Here is a 16,043-nt window from a genome sequence, read left to right on the forward strand (position 1 = left end):
CGCGGCTGCGGCCGCGTCAGGACGGGGGCTCGGTGAGCAGGCGCAGCCCGCCGCCGCTGTTCGCCGCGTCCATCAGGAGCTCGACCCAGGTCGGGTTGATCGTGGGCTGGCGGCTCCCCGCGAAGTGGAACTGCAGGGCGATGTTGGGGTTCATCCAGAAGGAGTGGCGGCCGCGCGCCCCCTCGGGCATGGAGTCGAGGGTGAGGCTGAAGCGCTCGTCGCGGCGGAATTTCGCGTAGATCACGATCTGGAGGTGGGCCAGGGTCCGGTCCTCGATCTCGATGACGGCGGGAGGAGTGCCGTAGAGGAATTGACCCATGCCGCCAGACTATAGGCCCCTCGGCTTATTACTAGTCCGTCTAGCTATTTCGCTGCGGAGGGTTCCGCTCGGCCCGCGTCATCCGTATCGTGCCCGTCGCCGTGCTCCGCGTCGATCTCGTCGACGGCCGCGCTCATCCGGCGGAGGAAGTTGACGACGACCTCGGCCTCGGGGGCGTCCAGGTCCTCGGCGATCGCGAGCATCCGGCGGTGCATCTCCTGGAGCGTCGCGCGCACCTCGTCGTCGCTGTCGACCGTCGCCTCCACGACGATCCCGCGTCGGTCGGTCGGGTTGGGCTTGCGCACGAGGTGGCCGCTGCGGACCAGGCGGTCGATGAGGACCGTGGTCGACGCGGAGGAGATGGAGAGGTGCGACGCCAGGTCCTTGCCGGTCACCAGCTCGCCCTTGCGCTGCTGGCGGAGCAGGTACTGGATGGCGATCAGGTCCGTCTCGCCCATCGCCATCCGCTCGCGCGTGCGGCGGCGCATCGAGACCTCGGAGACGCGGTACGTGCGCATGGCGCTCAGCACCTCGACAGCGCGGCGGGTGGACGACTCGTCCGGGTACCAGTACCCGGCGCCGCTCCGCAGGCTCGTGTCGCTCATCAGAACATTCTAGACCGGCTGATCACCAGACCGTCTAGCGAGTCGCCCGCGCCTACGCTGGACCGGTGACCGCCACCCTCGTCGCCAAGGGCCTCTCCGGAGGCTATGCGCACCGCACCCTGTTCGACGGACTCGACCTGACGGTCGCCCCCGGGGACGTGGTGGGCGTCGTGGGGGCGAACGGAGCCGGCAAGTCGACACTCCTGCGCATCCTCGCCGGCGAGACGGCCCCGCTCGAGGGCTCCGTCGTGCTCTCGCCGGGCGACGCGTTCGTCGGCTGGCTGCCGCAGGAGCACGAGCGCCGCGAGGGCGAGACCGTCGCCGGGTACATCGCACGCCGCACCGGCTGCGCCGAGGCCTCCGCCGAGCTCGACGCCGCCGCCTCCGCGCTGGCCGACCCCGATCCCGACGGCTCGATCGCCGACCGCTACGCCCTCGCGCTCGACCGCTGGCTCGCGAGCGGAGCAGCCGATCTCGACGAGCGCACCCCGGTCGTCCTGGCCGACCTGGGCCTGTCGCTCGGCGCCGCGGCGGCCTCCTCGACGATGACCTCCCTCTCCGGCGGGCAGGCGGCGCGGGTGGGCCTCGCGGCGCTGCTGCTCTCGCGCTTCGACGTAGTGCTGCTCGACGAGCCGACCAACGACCTCGACCTCGACGGCCTGGAGCGCCTGGAGGCCTTCGTCCGCGGACTCCGCGGCGGCGCGGTGCTCGTCAGCCACGACCGCGAGTTCCTCGCCCGCAGCGTCATCCGCGTGCTCGAGCTCGACCTCGCGCAGGGCACCAACCGGGTCTACGGAGGCGGCTACGACGCCTTCCTGGAGGAGCGCGAGACCGCGCGCCGCCAGCGCCGCGAGAAGTACGAGGACTTCGCCGAGCAGAAGGCCGACCTGGTCTCCCGCGCCCGCACCCAGCGGGAGTGGTCGAGCCAGGGCGTGCGCAACGCGATGAAGAAGGCCCCCGACAACGACAAGATCCGCCGCAAGGCCTCGGCGGAGTCGAGCGAGAAGCAGGCGCAGAAGGTGCGCCAGATGGAGAGCCGGATCGCGAGGCTCGAGGAGGTCGAGGAGCCGCGCAAGGAGTGGCAGCTCGCCTTCACGATCGGCAGCGCCCCGCGCTCGAGCTCGGTCGTCTCGACGCTGAACGGCGCGGTCGCCCGCCGTGGCTCCTTCACGCTCGGGCCGGTGTCGCTCCAGGTCGACGCGGGCGACCGGATCGGCATCACCGGGCCCAACGGCGCCGGCAAGTCGACGCTGCTGTCGCTCCTCCTCGGCCGCGCAGAGCCGGAGGAGGGCGGCGCCTCACTCGGCGCGAGCGTCGCGATCGGCGAGATCGACCAGGCCCGCGGGATGCTCGCCGCCGAGGTGCCGCTCGCGGACGCGTTCGAGGCGCTGGTGCCCGAGTGGCCGACGGCCGAGGTGCGCACGCTCCTGGCGAAGTTCGCGCTGAAGGCCGACCACGTCGGCCGCCGCGTCGGCGAGCTCTCGCCGGGCGAGCGGACGCGGGCCGCCCTGGCGCTCCTGCAGGCCCGCGGCACGAACCTGCTGGTGCTGGACGAGCCGACGAACCACCTCGACCTCGTCGCCATCGAGCAGCTGGAGGAGGCGCTCGAGGCGTACGAGGGCACGCTGCTGCTGGTCACCCACGACCGGCGGATGCTCGAGACGGTGCAGCTGACGCGGCACTGGCACGTCGAGGCGGGCGTCGTCACCGAGGCGTGACGCCCGCCGCGGCGTCAGTCGCCGGAGGCGCGGGCCGCCTCGTCCTCGCGCCAGCCGGCCTCCTTCTGCACGTACTCGTTGTCGGCGAAGTCCGCGAAGTCGCTCTCGTCGGTGATCCGGCGCACTTCGAGACGGTTGCCGGGCACCAGGGGGCAGCGCAGCGCCCACTCGCGGGCCTGCTCCTTGGAGTCGACCCCGATGATCCAGAAGCCGTTGAAGAGCGACTCGGTCGGGCCGTAGGCGCCGTCGACGACGGTCGGCGGCTCGGAGGAGAAGTCGACCACGAAGCCGGAGGAGGCGATGTCGTCGGCCAGGCCGTCGCCCGAGAGCAGCACGCCCGCCTCGATCATGGCCTCGTTGTACTGACCCATCCGGGTGATGATCTCGTCGAACGGGATCGCGGCGTAGGCCTCCTTCGCCGCATCGGTCGCGCGCATGATCAGCATGTACTTCATCGGGTCTCCCTGGGGGTCGGTGCGCGGGGGCGCTGGGCCCACTCTGGCCCATCCGGGGCACCGGCGGAACGGCGGATCCCGAGCGTCTCCGCCGCGGGGGCGAGCGCGGAGCGGCGGACCTTGCCCGCGTCGCTCCGGACGGGCTCGTGCACGATCCGGAGAGCCCGGAGGCGCCGCTCGGCGCCCAGCTCGGCGTTCGCCCGAGCGAGCAGGCCGGCCGGGTCCGCGTCCGCCTCGCCCACGTCGACGACCGCCTCCACCGCCTGCCCCAGCTCCGCGTCCGGCACGCCGAAGGCGACCGCCCCGCGGACTCCGGGCAGTGCCTCCAGCACCCGCTCGACCTCCGCCGGCCAGACGCTCACTCCGCCCCGGAGGATCAGGTCGTCGGCGCGGTCGACCACCCAGAGCCACCCGTCCCCGTCGACGCGGCCGACGTCGCCGAGGGTGTCCCAGCCCTCCTCCGTCCGCCGCGAGCCGGCGCCGAGGTAGCGGTAGGCGGGGGCCTCCCCGCGGTGCAGCCAGATGCGGCCGAGCTCGCCGGTCGGAGCCTCCGTGCCGTCCTCCCGCAGAATGCGGAGCGTCGTCCCGCCGATCGGCCGCCCGACACTGCCCGGACGCTCCAGCCACTCCCGCCCCGTGATCATCGTCAGCCCGTTCGACTCGCTGCCCGCGTAGACCTCGACCACCCGCTCCGGCCCGAGCCAGCCGATCAGCGCCCGCTTGTCGGCGGGCGCGCAGGGCGCTCCGAGGTGCAGCACCGTCGCGAGTGAGGACACGTCCGTCCTCGACCGCTCGGGCGCGGCCAGCAGGCGGCGGATCGTGGTCGGGACGAGCAGGGTCCAGGTCACGCGGTGCTCCTCGATCGCCGCGAGGACCCGGGCGGCGTCGAATCGCGGCAGCAGCACCAGGCGCTGCCCGGTCATCAGCCCGCGGAAGGCGTAGGTGAAGGTCGCCGAGTGCATCAGCGGACCGCTCACCAGCTGCACGCCCTCGCGCGGCAGGAACGGCGCGACCGGCGCCTCCGGGTCCAGCAGCGCCGGGCCCGCGGCGAGCACCACCTTCGGCCGCCCGGTGCTGCCGGAGGAGGTGGGCGCCTTCCAGGACGAGGCCCACCGGTCCTCGAGCGGGCCGGCCGGCACCTCCGGCCCGGGCCGCCAGTCGCCCGCGCGCCACGGGACGGCGGCGGAGCAGGAGGGTGCGCCGATGACGAGTGCCGGCCGCGCGATCCGCTCCACCTCGGCGCGCTCCGCCGCCGACAGCCCGGTCGAGACCGGCTGCGGCACGGCGCCCGCCTTCCAGATCGCCGCGCAGACGACGAGCGCGTCCAGCGAGTTCGGGAGCGAGACGGTGACGAGGTCGTCGGTCCGGACGCCGAGCTCGCGGTAGGCGCGGGCGAGGCGGGCGCTCTCGCGGTCCAGCTCCCCCGCCGTCAGCGCGCCCTCGTCCGCCACGGCGACGATCCGGTCGGGATCGCCGTCGGCGAGGCCGGTGACGATGCGCGAGATCGACCGGCGGGTCACCGGCGGCGTCCGATCGTGTCCACGCTGCAGGACGGAGTCATCCGGGGGCGCCCGCTCTCGCGGATCCCGGCCCGTCCGGAGGAGTTCCTCCCGAGTCCTGGACCGAGCCGTCGAGCACGCGCTCGTAGAACCGCAGGTGCGCGGCCGCGACGTCGTCCCAGGAGTGCGAGGCGGCCAGGGCCCGGCCGTCCGGCGAGGGCAGCGTCAGGGCCTCCTCCAGTGCGTCGGCGAAGGAAGCGGGGTCCCGCCCGTAGCGGACCGCGTCCCCGAACACCTCGCGGATCACCGGCAGCTCCCGCGCCACGACCGGCACCCCCGCGGCGAGCGCCTCCATCGCCGCCAGCCCGAACCCCTCCTTCACCGAGACGAAGCCCAGCGCGGAGGCGCCGGCGACGAGCGGAGCGAGCCTCTCCTCCGCAACGGTGCCGAGGATCACCGGGGCGACCCCGAGCTCGAGAGCCCTCCGGTCGAAGGCGGCCCGGTACTCGCGGTAGTCGAACAGGGTCTCGCCGCCGCCGAGCACCAGCGCGACGTCGTGGCCGCGCTCGCGCAGCAGAGCCCACGCCTCGAGCAGCTCGATGCTGCCCTTCCGCGGCTCGATGCCGCCGAGGGCGAGGAGGTACGGGCCGAGCTCGGCGCGCCAGGCCCCGGTGAGCGGATCGTCGACGGCGGCCGCGAACCGCGCCGCGTCGACACCGTTCGGGATCACGTCGGGCAGCAGCCCCCAGCCCGCGCGCACCTCCTCGGCGACCGCGGCGGACACGCACAGCCGGGCCCGGGGGAGCCGGACGGCGCGATCGTGGCAGGCCCGCAGCTCCGGGGTGGTGAAGTCGTCCAGGTGGTGGATCGTGCGGATCGGCGCGAGTCCAGCGGCGAGTGCCGCATTGGCCGAGATGCAGTCCTGCGCGTGGACGACCGCGGCGTCCTCACCCCGCAGGGCCTCGGCCATCGCCGCGATGGACCGCACGATGCGGGCGCCGACCGGCTCGCCCTCGCGGTGCGGGAAGGGCACCACCCGCACGCTCACGGACGGATCGACGGGGCGGAAGAAGGAGGCGTCGCCGCCTCGGGCGAGGGTGTGCACCGTGACGTCGTGTCCGGCGCGCGCGAGCGCCTCAGCGAGGGCGAGGGTGTGCACCACCCCGCCGCGCGGCCGGGTGGAGTAGGTCAGCAGGCGGATCCGCATCTCAGCTCCGGTAGGCGTGCTCCGCGCGGTCGCGGAGGTGGTGCATCGTGCGGCGGGCGCGGGCGACGGAGCCGGCGACGTCGGCGGAGGCGAGCGCGAGCCCGCCCTTCGCCCAGGTCTTCGCGACGATCTCTCCCGCCGGGTCCACGACCTTCGCCTGCCCGAGGAACCGCAGGCCGCCGAGCACGCCGGTCTGGTTCGAGGAGACGAGGTAGACCTGGTTCTCGGCGGCGCGGGCGCAGTCGTAGAGATCGAACAGGTGGGCCTGGCGGTCGTTGCGGATCCGGTCGGAGCGGTCGGTCACGCTCGCGGGCCACGCGCTGAGGCAGGCCAGCACCTCCGCGCCGTCCAGGGCCAGCGAGCGCGAGGACTCCGGGAAGGTCTTGTCGAAGTCGATCAGCATCCCCATCCTCCCGATCGGCGAGTCGAAGGCGGCGAAGCCGCTGCCCGGCAGGTACGCCTCGGACTCGCCCAGCGGCAGGTGGACCTTGCGGTGCGTGCCGATCACGCGCCCGCCGTGCACGCAGACCGCTGTGTCGTAGCGGAGCTCGCGCCCGCCCTCGAGCGCCCGCTCCGCGATCCCGAAGCACACGGTGAGATCGCCCGCCAGCTCGGCCACGCGGGCGACCTCCGGCCCGTCGAGCTCGAGGCTCGGCGGCAGGTCCGGCCCGGGGTGCTGGAGGTCGAGCAGGTAGCCGCCGAGGGTCGCGTCCGGGAGCACCAGCAAATCGACCGAGCGCTCGCGCGCGTGGGCGATGATGCCGGCGAGCTTGGCGAGGGTGCGGTCGATGTCGCGACCGAAGTGCGCTGCGACCGCACCCATCACCGTCTCCGTCATGCGAGGAGGCTATCCGGCGAGATCCGGCTCGCGCTCCCGCGTGAAGCGCCCCGCCTCGCGCACGCGCCGGACCTCCTCCGCCAGGTGCCCCGCGTCGCGGGCGATCGCCTCGAAGCGGCCGGACCCCCAGGTGTGCAGCCACGGCAGCCCGAGGAACGACAGGCCCGGCACGCTCGTCACTCCGCGCTGGTGGGTGGGGTGGCCGGCGCCGTCGAACACGCCGATCTCGACCCAGCGGTAGTCGGAGCGGAACCCGACCGCCCAGACGACGCTGCCGATGTCCGCGAGGTCGAGCCCGGTCGCCTCGGACTCCGGCCGCCAGACCGGACGGTAGCGGGCCTCCTCGGGAGCGTCGATGCCGTGCGCCGCGATGTAGCGGTCGATGTCGTCCTTGATCGACTCCGCGACCGAGTCCGCGTAGTCGAGCGACGCCTCCGCCGTGGGGGCGAAGCGCAGCCGCGACCCCTCCACCTCGGCCAGCCGGCCGTAGAGGTGCATCCCGTCGCGGGCGAAGGTGCGCAGGTCGATGTCCCGCCCGCCCCCGCGCCCCGTCACGTAGTGGTTGGTCGACTCCCGCTTGGTGAGCCCGCCGACCTGCGCGTGGACGGGCACGTCGTACACGCCCATGTCCTGGAGCCAGGCGACGCAGTCGCGGCCCCGGTAGAAGCGCGCCACCCGCGGCGCGCTGCCGAGGGCGAGGTGGACGTCGCGCCCGGCGAGGAAGAGGTCCTCGGCGATCTGCGCGCCCGACTGCCCGGAGCCGACGACGAGCACGCCGCCGGGCGGGAGCGCCTGCGGCGAGCGGTAGTCGGCGGAGTGGAGCTGCAGCACGTCCGCCGGCAGCCGCGCGGCGACGGCGGGGAGGACCGGGCGGTGGTAGCCGCCGGTCGCCACGACGACCTGGTCGGCCGTGATCGAGCCCGCGCTCGTGACCAGCTCGAACCCTCCCCCGGCGCGCTCGCGGAGTCGGCTCACCTCCACGCCCTCCACCACGGGGGCGTCGAAGCTCTGCGCGTAGCGGCGGACCCACGCGTGCACCTCGTCGCGCGTCATGAAGCCGTCCGGGTCCGGCCCGTCGTAGGCGTACCCGGGGAGGCGGCACTGCCAGTTCGGCGTGACGAGGGTGAAGGCGTCCCAGCGGCGGTCGACCCAGTCGTGGCCGATGCTCGCGCGCTCGAGCACCAGGTGCTCGATGCCGTCGTCGACCAGGTGCCGGCTGATCGAGAGCCCGGCCTGCCCGCCTCCGACCACCGCGACCTCGACGTGGCGCCCGGGCTCGATCACGGCGCTCACGGCCGCACCCGCTGCCCGGCCGGGGCCGGCGGCTCCATCGCGAGCACCCTGACCGTGCCGCCCTCGAAGCGCTGCGCCGTGCGGAGGATGTCGGACTCCTGCTGCATCGCGGAGGTGCAGGCGAACCCGAACCGCTCCCGCACCCGGTCCGACGCGATGCGCAGCGCCTCGCTCGAACGGGCGACGAAGTCCTCGATCGAGTAGGCGGTCCCGGTCCCGAGGAACTCGTGCACGACCAGGCTCGGCGAGTAGCAGCGCTCCTCCGAGCCGTCCGGCCAGCGGACGTGGAAGGTCATCTCAGGCATGGACGAGTCCTCCGTTCCAGACGCGGTCGATGTCGTAGGCGTCGGGCCGACGGTCGCGCAGGTGGAACATCCCGCCGCGCATCGCCTCGAACGTGCCGCGCACGTCGATGTCGGCGACGGCCGTGCCTGCTCCGAGCAGCGTCGTCGCGAGCACGTTGCCGCCGGGATCGACGACCTTCGCGTTCCCGACGTAGCGGAGCGAGCCGAAGGTCCCCGACTGGTTCGAGGCGAGCCAGAACACCTGGTTGTCGAGGGCGCGGGCGATGTCGAACTGGTTGAACCGGTAGGTCCAGCGGTCCTCCTGCAGGTTCTCGGCCGTCGCCGTCCGAGCGGCCGGCCACGCCGAGAGCGAGGCGATGATCTCGGCGCCGTCCAGCGCCATCGACCGGGCCGCCTCGGGGAACGCCTTGTCGTAGCAGATCTGCAGGCCCACCCGGCCGACCGGCGTCTCGAAGGTGCCGTAGCCCGGGCCCGGCGAGTACGAGAGGTGCTCGCCCAGCGGCTGGTGCACCTTGCGGTAGCTGCCGTACACCTGCCCGCCGTCCAGCAGCGCGGCCGCGTTGTAGCGGGTCTGGCCGTCGTCGTCGAGCTCGCAGAAGCCGATCGCCACCATCAGGTCGCCGACGATCTCCTGCACCCGCCGCAGCTCCGGCCCGTCCAGGCGCACCGCCGGCGGGAGGGAGCGGCGGGTGGTGGCGACCGTGTCGCCGTGGTTGCCGAGTGAGGAGAGGTAGCCGCCGATCGCGGCCTCGGGGAGCACGAGGAAGCGCACTCCCCTCTCGCGGGCCTCCTCCGCCAGAGAGGCGATGAGGGCGTAGTTCTGCTCCAGGTCGCGGGTGAAGTTCGCCGCGACCGATCCGACGAGGGTCATCGCGATCGCCTACAGGTTGTAGGTGGAGTTGATGATCGCGCCCTTGCGGGCGTAGTGGATGAGCGCGTCCTGCACGTCGAGCGGGTGGCAGGGGATGCAGCCCTCGATCAGGTCCTCCTCGCGGAGGCCGTGCAGCGCCATGCCGAACCGGCAGACGAAGACGCGGTTGCCCTCCTGGATGAAGGTCTCGATCGCGTTGTTGAGGTTCTGCTCGCCGGGGAATCCGGAGTCGCCGACCGTCGGGAAGCCGCGGGTGGCCATCGCGTTGATGGTGCCGGGCCCGTAGAAGTAGAGCGCGGACTCGTAGCCCTTGCGCGCCGCGCGGGTGGCCTGGAGCACCGCGACGAAGCTGACCGAGGACTCGTGGGCGATGCCGTGCACGAGGGTCAGGTACGACTCCCCCGGCTCGGCCTGGTAGTCGGGGAAGACCTTGGTGGAGCCGTAGAGGTTGCTGCCCTTCGGGAGCGCCGGGTGGGCGATCTCGGAGCGCGACTTCTCGATGTTGGCGCTGACCTGGTCTTCGATCTCCTGGGAGACGGACATGGTTCCTCCTGGTGTCGGTCCGCCGAAGCGGCGTGCGAGTGCATGGCTCCGGCGGGATGCGCTGAGACGACGCGGGAAGACGTCCGCCGGGGTGGAGCAGTGGTGCGGAGTGGAACGCGTCCAGTCAACGGCCGGGATGTTTCGGAGTGGTTTCCACCGGAAGAAGCTCCCGTGACGGCGCATCCGTAACGAGACCGCGTTCCTCCCGTCACGAGGGCGAAACACGATGCGCCTTGACTGGGGAGCGAGACGACCGCACCGACATCCCGGCCGCCGCTGTGCGCGGCCCGTCCGGCCCGCACCGCGGTGCCACGAAGGAGTCCTCGTGACCGATCTCCGCAGTCCCTCCCCCGCGTCCTCGCCACCGGCGACGGGCGGGGCGCACTCCGGCCCGCACTCGACCGGGATCCGCCGCACCGGCCCCTCCGCCCTCCGCACCCGCGTCGACATCGCCCTGCAGGGCATCCGCGTCGAGGCACCGGTGCACCGCGAGGCCGGCGCCGGCCCGAGCGACGACGGGCACGTGATGCTCGGCGGCCTGGGCGCCGCGATCCCGGTGAACCCCGACAGCCCCTACGTGGTGAGCGGGAACCGCCTCCTGCTCGAGGGCGCCGACATCGGCCTGGACGTGACTCCCGTCCGCCGCCCGCGCTTCTACGATCTCGACACCGCCGACGGCGTCTCCTACGAGAAGATCGCCCGGCTGCACGGCCGCGACATCCTCGCGACCACTGTCGTGCAGACCTGCATGCGCTACGACGAGGCGGAGCGCTGCCGCTTCTGCGCGATCGAGGCCTCGCTCGAGGCCGGCGCGACCATCGCGGTCAAGACCCCGGCCCAGCTCGCCGAGGTCGCGGAGGCGGCGGTCCGCCTCGACGGCGTGCGCCAGATGGTGATGACCACCGGCACTTCCAAGGGCCGCGACCGCGGAGCGGCCCACCTCGCGCGCTGCGTCCGCGCGGTGCTCGCGGCGGTCCCCGGGCTGCCGATCCAGGTGCAGTGCGAGCCGCCGTCCGACGTCTCGGCGCTGCAGGCGCTGAAGGACGCGGGCGCCGTCTCGATCGGCATCCACGTGGAGTCGATGGACGACGCGGTGCGGCAGCGCTGGACCCCGGGCAAGGCGCGGGTGAGCCTGGACGAGTACCGCTGGGCGTGGCGCGAGGCGGTGCGGATCTTCGGCCGCAACCAGGTCTCGACCTACCTCCTGGTGGGCCTGGGCGAGGACCCGGACGAGCTGGTCGCGAGCGCCCGCGAGCTGATCGGGATGGGGGTCTACCCCTTCGTGGTGCCCTTCCGTCCGCTGCGCGGGACCCTCGCGACCGAGGTCGACCACGTGCTCCCGCCGGCCGGGTCGCTCCTGGAGCGGGTCAGCGCCGAGGTCGCCGCGCTCCTGATCGAGGCCGGGATGCTGAGCAGCGGTCAGAGCGCGGGCTGCGCGGCGTGCGGGGCGTGCGGCGTCCTGAAGACGGCCGGCGCCTGATGGTGGAGCTCTCGATCCTCGAGGGCGTGCGCGTCGCCCCTCCGTTCACGGTGGTGCGCGCGGAGGAGCGCGAGCTCGCCGCGCACCGGGCCCTGCGGCGCGAGGTCTTCGTCGCCGAGCAGGGGATGTTCGCGGGCGACGACCACGACGACTCCGACGACGATCCGCGCTCGGTGGCGCTCGTCGCGGTGGCTCCGGACGGCGCGGTGGTCGGCGGGGTCCGTCTCGCGCCGGTCGGCGGCGGACGCGACCTGGGCTGGTGGACCGGCAGCCGCCTGGTGGTGGCGCGCGAGGCGCGGGGCGGCTCCGGGATCGGCGCCGCCCTCGTGCGCGCGGCCTGCGCAGAGGCGGAGGCGCGCGGGGTGCTCCGCTTCGAGGCCTCGGTGCAGCTGCGCAACGAGGTGCTGTTCCGGCGGCTCGGCTGGCGGAGGATCGGCACGAGCACCGTCGCCGGAATCGAGCACGCCCGGATGCGCTGGCCGATCGACCGGCTCGACCGGGCGGCGACCGCGGCCAAGGCGGCCCTCGGCGCCCTGCTGGCTCCGCTGGCGGCCGACGGCGGCCTCGGCGGGGCGGGCTTCGTCGGCGACGACGGAGCACCGGTGCCGGGCAGCGACCTGGTCGCCGTCTGCGACGCGATCGTCCCGTCCATGGTGGAGCGGCACCCGGAGTGGGCGGGGTGGTGCTCCGTGCTGGTCAACGTCAACGATCTGACCGCGATGGGCGCGACCGGGATCGGGCTGATGGACGCGATCGGCGCTCGCGACGCCGCCGCCGCCGCGCGCATCGTCAGCGGTCTGCGGGCCGCGTCCGCCGCCTGGGGCGTCCCCGTGCTCGGCGGGCACACCCAGCTCGGAGTGCCGGCGGCACTGAGCGTGACCGGTCTCGGCCGTGCCGCGCAGCCGGTGCCGGGCGCCGCCGCTCCGGGCGACGAGCTCTCGCTGACGGCCGACCTCGGCGGCGGCTGGCGGCCCGGCTTCGCGGGCGCCCAGTGGGACTCGACCTCGTCGCGGCGCGCGGAGGAGCTCCGGGCGATGGCCGCCTCCGTCGGACTCGCGCGGCCGAGGGCTGCGAAGGACGTGAGCATGGCCGGGCTGGTGGGGACGGTCGGCATGCTCGCCGAAGCCAGCGGAGGAGGAGCGGTGCTCGACCTCGCGGCGGTCCCCGTCCCCGAGGCGGCCGGCACCGCCGACTGGCTCGGCTGCTTCCCCGGCTTCGCGATGATCACCGCCGACCGGCGGGGGGAGTCGCGGATGGGCACGCCCTGGACCGCGACGGCCGTGGTGGGCGGCGTCGTCACGGAGCCGGGCGTGCGGCTGCGCTGGCCGGACGGCGAGGAGACGACGGCGATCGCCGGTGCGGTGACGGGGCTCGGCGCAGCGGGCTGACGGGGCGGGTCGGGCCGAGCCGGTCGCGTCGGGTCGGCGGTGCATCCTCCTCGCGGCGGCCCTGCGCCGCAACCCCCGCGCCGAGCCTCCGCGATCGGCGGAGACTGGCGACGGCCCGCCGCTCGACGGGCGCTCATCGACGGAAGGAACGACCCCATGGTGGATCTCGGAGGACTCGCGGACAAGGCGAAGAACGCCGCGAACAGCGACAAGGGCGAGGAGCTGACCGACAAGGGACTCGACAAGGCGGGCGACGCCGCCGACTCCGCGACCGGCGGGAAGTTCGCCGGCCAGGTCGACAAGGCCCAGGAGGCCGGCGACCAGCACGTCGGCAACGACTGACCCCGCGGGGCGGCCCTCCCACGCTGTCGCGGAGGGCCGCCCGTCCGTCAGTCCCGGTCGCCGAGCCCGCGCAGCAGCGCCCGCACCACGGTGACGGAGCGGTCGGCCGCGTCGTCGACGTGCGCCTCGAACTCGCCGGGGGCGCAGAGGTCCGAGATCCCGCGGACCGAGACGAACGGCAGCCCGTGCACGTGCGCCGTCTGCGCGAGTGCGACCGACTCCATGTCGGTGGCGAGCGCGCCGGGGAAGTCGCTCCGCACGCGGTCCACGTGGGCGCTGGAGACGAAGACGTCGCTCGAGACGATCAGGCCGCGGCGCACCGGCGGCCCCTCGGGCAGGTCGAGCTCCGCGGCGAGCGCCGCGTCGTCCCCGGAGTAGCGGGCGGGCATTCCCGGGACCTGCCCGAGCGCGTAGCCGAACGCCCGCGCATCGGCGTCGGTCTGCACGTGCTCGGCGCCGATCACGACCTCGCCCACGCGGACGTCGGCGCCCAGGCCGCCGGCGGTCCCCGCGCTCACCACGAGCGGCCGCTCGCCGGCCTCCCGCAGGATCGCCGCGGTGAGACCGCCGGACGCGTTGACGAGACCGATGCCGGTGCGGACGAGCAGCACCGCCCGGGAGTCGAGCTCGAGCTCCCACTGCAGCGCGTTGCCGACGGCGCGGGGCTCGGAGGCGCTGGTCGCGGCGGCGAGGAACGGCACGGCCTCCTCGTCCATCGCGACCAGGACGATCGCCGTGCTCACGCGGTGACCGTCTCCCACTCCGAGCGGTGCGCGAGGAACGTGCGCGCCGCCTCCTGCGCCCCCTCGAGGGAGTGGTTGGCGCCCCAGCCGCACTGGGTCTCGTTGGCCGCCGGGACCTCGTCGGCCTCGGTGATGTCCTGGAGCGTCGCCTCGACGAGGCCGAGCACCTCGGAGAGCTCGGGCTCGCCCGAGAGGAGCAGGTAGAAGCCGGTCTGGCAGCCCATCGGCGAGAAGTCGATCACGCGGTCGGAGTGGTTGCGGGACTTCTCGGCGAACAGGTGCTCGAGCGAGTGCACGGTGGGCATCTCGAGGTGCCCGCGGTTGGGCTGCGTGAAGCGCACGTCGTACTTGACGAGGTGGTCGCCTCCGGGCAGCGTCTTCGCGTCGGCGAGGCGCACGTACGGCGCGGCGACGGTGCGGTGGTCGAGGTTGAACGACTCGACGTTCATGCGCGGCTGATCCACGGTGGTCTCCTTCGCTGGGGGTCCCTCCATTGTCCTCCGCTGCGCGGAGCGGAGGCGGACCCGGCGGATCCCGCTACTTCTTCTCGCGCGGAGCGTTCGGGTGAGAGGGCGGGTAGTAGACCCCTGAGGGCGAGGTCGGAGGGACGGCCGGGGCGGAGCGCCCCCAGACGGGCCGACGGCCCCTGGCGACCGATCCGAACTTCCAGACGATCTTCTCGGTCACGTCGCGCTCCTCCTGTCGGTTCCCGCCTCGGGGGCGGTGCGCCACTCCACGAGGGAGTGGTCCGGCAGCGAGATCCAGACTCCAGCCGTGTCCTCGATCCGCTCCCCGAGAGTCCCATCCTCGCGGACGGTGAACTGCTCTTCGATGTACATGTCGCGAGATCGCGTCGAGGTCGACACGAAGCTGTCGGACGAGAACCAGCCCCCGACCCGGCGCCCATCCGGCAGCTCAGCGCACACCCAGCTGTCCACTCGCCCCGCCGCCACCTTGTCCCCTGCGGTCGGCACGCTCTCGTAGGCCGTCGCCCGCCCCGCCGGGACCCGCACCCAGCCGAGCCCCCGCCTCCGGAGCACCGGCCACGGCGGCCGCCACCACCGCAGCCGCACGTGCAGCGCCGAGCCGAGCGACGCCGGCACCAGCACTCCGAGCACGAGGATCCACCAGCCCACGGCCCTCGGCTCCTGCAGCACCGCCGCACGGGGATCGGCCGCCAGGCGCATCAGCTCCTCGCCCGCCACGACGAGGTACGCCGCGTCGAGCGCGATGCTCACCAGGACCGCCTCGAACAGGCGCGCGGAGACCGTGTGGTCCGTCCAGCGGAACCCCGCCGCCCAGACCCGCACGGAGGCGTAGAGCACCCCGGGCAGCACCAGCGCGACGAGCGCCATCACTCCGAGCACGCTGTCCGGGACGACCATCGCCACCACCTCCTCCGTCGACGGGTCGAGCCTGTCGTCGCGCCCGGCGCGGCGGGGAACCGGACCCCGGATCGGTGGAGGACGGGCCGCTCCGACGCCTGGGGAGGAGCCTCGGCCGCTCCGATGCCTGGGAAGGAGCCTCGGCCGCGCCCATGCCTGGGGAGGAGCCTCGGCCGCTCCTCAGAACAGGTCCGCGAAGCCCATCGCGACGAGGTTCGCGTGCGAGGTCCGCAGGCAGTCGAGCGCGCTCCGCCCGTAGCGCTCGTCCTGCTCGACGAGGAGGTGCTCGACGCCGAGCGCGAGGCTCGTCCCGATGATCCCGGGGAAGTCGAGGTTGCCCTCCCCCACCTCGGCGAACTGCACGTTCGAGGTGAAGGCGTGCACGGACCACCCGCCGGACACGTCGGCGGGCGGCCCGACCCGGTAGTCCTTCAGGTGCACCAGGGCGATGCGCTCCCCGTACCGGCGCAGCGTCGTCACGGGATCGAGCCCGCCCCGCTGCACCCAGTGCACGTCGAGCTCGAGCCCCAGCAGCGGAGCCCGCTCGGCGACGACGTCGAGCAGGAGCCGGCCGCCGTGCCGCGCGAACTCCAGGTGGTGATTGTGGAGCAGCAGCCGCAGCCCGTCGTCGCGGAGCCTCGCCGCGGCGGCCTGGCAGCGGTCGGCGAAGTCGAGCAGAGCGGTCGGCGAGGCCGCCGCGGAGGCGGGCAGCATGCCGATCCGGACCGTGTGCGCGCCGAGCGCGCGGGCGTCGGCGACGATCCCGGCGAGCCCGCCCTCGAGCGCCGCACCCGGGGAGTCCCCCGGAGCCAGGCCCGCCGAGATCGCCGCGATCTCCACGCCGAGCTCGTCCCGCGCCCGCTGCAGCTCGGCCACCGTCGCCGCCGTCAGCGGGATCTGCGAGATCTCCACCGACCGGTAGCCGATCGCGCGGACCTCCCGGAGCGTCGCGAAGGCGCCCGCCGAGGCGAACGCCTCCTTCAGCATCATCGCCTGCACGCCGATCCTGGTCATGGCAGTCCTCCCCGTCGCGGTGGGGCCGACGTCGACGC

General features: G+C 73.9%; 19 protein-coding genes. 4 read left to right on the forward strand and 15 right to left on the reverse strand.

Features of this window, described 5'->3' with window-relative positions; genetic code table 11:
- Positions 1-16: 16 nt before the first annotated feature.
- Both C5D44_RS07360 and C5D44_RS07365 read right to left on the reverse strand, forming a co-directional pair.
- Positions 17-319, reverse strand: a complete 303-nt coding sequence (locus C5D44_RS07360; protein WP_068250131.1) for a hypothetical protein — start codon at positions 317-319, stop codon at positions 17-19.
- A 44-nt stretch (positions 320-363) separates the two neighbouring features.
- The gene (locus C5D44_RS07365; protein WP_104275527.1) at positions 364-924 is read right to left on the reverse strand and encodes a MarR family winged helix-turn-helix transcriptional regulator; all 561 of its coding nucleotides are present in this window, start codon (positions 922-924) and stop codon (positions 364-366) included.
- Between the two features lie 65 nt (positions 925-989).
- On the opposite strand from C5D44_RS07365, the gene C5D44_RS07370 reads away from it, so the two are divergent.
- Entirely contained in the window at positions 990-2,642 is a 1,653-nt protein-coding gene (locus C5D44_RS07370) for an ABC-F family ATP-binding cassette domain-containing protein (RefSeq protein ID WP_104281282.1), read from the forward strand.
- A 14-nt stretch (positions 2,643-2,656) separates the two neighbouring features.
- On the opposite strand, the gene C5D44_RS07375 is transcribed toward C5D44_RS07370, so the two are convergent.
- The 8 genes from C5D44_RS07375 to C5D44_RS07410 are packed head-to-tail and all read right to left on the reverse strand — an operon-like array spanning position 2,657 to position 9,653.
- Positions 2,657-3,097, reverse strand: coding sequence for a YciI family protein (locus tag C5D44_RS07375; RefSeq protein ID WP_104281283.1), 441 nt, complete (start codon positions 3,095-3,097; stop codon positions 2,657-2,659).
- Positions 3,094-4,617 (reverse strand): AMP-binding protein, encoded by a 1,524-nt coding sequence (locus C5D44_RS07380; RefSeq protein WP_104281284.1) that lies wholly within the window; start codon positions 4,615-4,617, stop codon positions 3,094-3,096. Before C5D44_RS07380 ends, C5D44_RS07375 begins: the two co-directional genes overlap by 4 nt.
- Before the next feature lie 37 nt (positions 4,618-4,654).
- Positions 4,655-5,803 carry an MSMEG_0565 family glycosyltransferase gene (locus C5D44_RS07385; protein WP_104281285.1) on the reverse strand — a complete coding sequence of 383 codons (1,149 nt, stop codon included), beginning with the start codon at positions 5,801-5,803 and terminating at the stop codon, positions 4,655-4,657.
- 1 nt (position 5,804) lies between these two features.
- A complete protein-coding gene (locus tag C5D44_RS07390) occupies positions 5,805-6,641 on the reverse strand; it encodes a carbon-nitrogen hydrolase family protein (RefSeq protein ID WP_104275522.1) in 837 nt (278 codons plus the stop codon).
- Between the two features lie 9 nt (positions 6,642-6,650).
- A complete protein-coding gene (locus tag C5D44_RS07395) occupies positions 6,651-7,934 on the reverse strand; it encodes an MSMEG_0569 family flavin-dependent oxidoreductase (RefSeq protein ID WP_219815329.1) in 1,284 nt (427 codons plus the stop codon).
- Positions 7,931-8,239: an MSMEG_0570 family nitrogen starvation response protein gene (locus tag C5D44_RS07400; protein ID WP_104281286.1), complete on the reverse strand. Its 309-nt coding sequence runs from the start codon at positions 8,237-8,239 to the stop codon at positions 7,931-7,933. The genes C5D44_RS07395 and C5D44_RS07400 overlap by 4 nt, the downstream gene beginning before the upstream one ends.
- The gene (locus tag C5D44_RS07405) at positions 8,232-9,110 is read right to left on the reverse strand and encodes a carbon-nitrogen hydrolase family protein (RefSeq protein WP_104275520.1); all 879 of its coding nucleotides are present in this window, start codon (positions 9,108-9,110) and stop codon (positions 8,232-8,234) included. Before C5D44_RS07405 ends, C5D44_RS07400 begins: the two co-directional genes overlap by 8 nt.
- A 9-nt stretch (positions 9,111-9,119) precedes the next feature.
- Complete coding sequence (locus C5D44_RS07410) at positions 9,120-9,653, reverse strand: MSMEG_0572/Sll0783 family nitrogen starvation response protein (RefSeq protein ID WP_104275519.1); 534 nt, start codon at positions 9,651-9,653, stop codon at positions 9,120-9,122.
- A gap of 325 nt (positions 9,654-9,978) precedes the next feature.
- Here C5D44_RS07410 and C5D44_RS07415 point away from each other — a divergent pair, with 325 nt between their 5' ends.
- The 3 genes from C5D44_RS07415 (at position 9,979) to C5D44_RS07425 (ending at position 12,863) form a co-directional block, all read left to right on the forward strand.
- Positions 9,979-11,133, forward strand: a complete 1,155-nt coding sequence (locus C5D44_RS07415) for an MSMEG_0568 family radical SAM protein (protein WP_258065024.1) — start codon at positions 9,979-9,981, stop codon at positions 11,131-11,133.
- A complete protein-coding gene (locus tag C5D44_RS07420) occupies positions 11,133-12,521 on the forward strand; it encodes an MSMEG_0567/sll0787 family protein (protein ID WP_104281288.1) in 1,389 nt (462 codons plus the stop codon). Before C5D44_RS07415 ends, C5D44_RS07420 begins: the two co-directional genes overlap by 1 nt.
- Before the next feature lie 156 nt (positions 12,522-12,677).
- The gene (locus C5D44_RS07425; RefSeq protein ID WP_104275516.1) at positions 12,678-12,863 is read left to right on the forward strand and encodes an antitoxin; all 186 of its coding nucleotides are present in this window, start codon (positions 12,678-12,680) and stop codon (positions 12,861-12,863) included.
- 47 nt (positions 12,864-12,910) lie between these two features.
- Here the strand turns inward: C5D44_RS07425 and mtnN are convergent, their stop codons facing one another.
- The 5 genes from mtnN to C5D44_RS07445 all read right to left on the reverse strand — a co-directional run bounded on the left by mtnN (position 12,911) and on the right by C5D44_RS07445 (position 16,005).
- Positions 12,911-13,606 carry a 5'-methylthioadenosine/S-adenosylhomocysteine nucleosidase gene (mtnN, locus tag C5D44_RS07430; RefSeq protein WP_258067197.1) on the reverse strand — a complete coding sequence of 232 codons (696 nt, stop codon included), beginning with the start codon at positions 13,604-13,606 and terminating at the stop codon, positions 12,911-12,913.
- A complete protein-coding gene (locus tag C5D44_RS07435; protein ID WP_104222722.1) occupies positions 13,603-14,055 on the reverse strand; it encodes an S-ribosylhomocysteine lyase in 453 nt (150 codons plus the stop codon). Before C5D44_RS07435 ends, mtnN begins: the two co-directional genes overlap by 4 nt.
- An 88-nt stretch (positions 14,056-14,143) precedes the next feature.
- Positions 14,144-14,293 carry a hypothetical protein gene (locus C5D44_RS18010; protein WP_159911707.1) on the reverse strand — a complete coding sequence of 50 codons (150 nt, stop codon included), beginning with the start codon at positions 14,291-14,293 and terminating at the stop codon, positions 14,144-14,146.
- Complete coding sequence (locus tag C5D44_RS07440) at positions 14,290-14,991, reverse strand: DUF6338 family protein (RefSeq protein ID WP_104281289.1); 702 nt, start codon at positions 14,989-14,991, stop codon at positions 14,290-14,292. The genes C5D44_RS18010 and C5D44_RS07440 overlap by 4 nt, the downstream gene beginning before the upstream one ends.
- A 180-nt stretch (positions 14,992-15,171) precedes the next feature.
- A complete protein-coding gene (locus C5D44_RS07445; RefSeq protein WP_258067194.1) occupies positions 15,172-16,005 on the reverse strand; it encodes a sugar phosphate isomerase/epimerase in 834 nt (277 codons plus the stop codon).
- Positions 16,006-16,043 lie beyond the last annotated feature (38 nt).

The organism is Rathayibacter sp. AY1B5 (assembly GCF_002932795.1).
In the GTDB taxonomy this organism is placed as follows: Bacteria; Actinomycetota; Actinomycetes; order Actinomycetales; family Microbacteriaceae; genus Rathayibacter.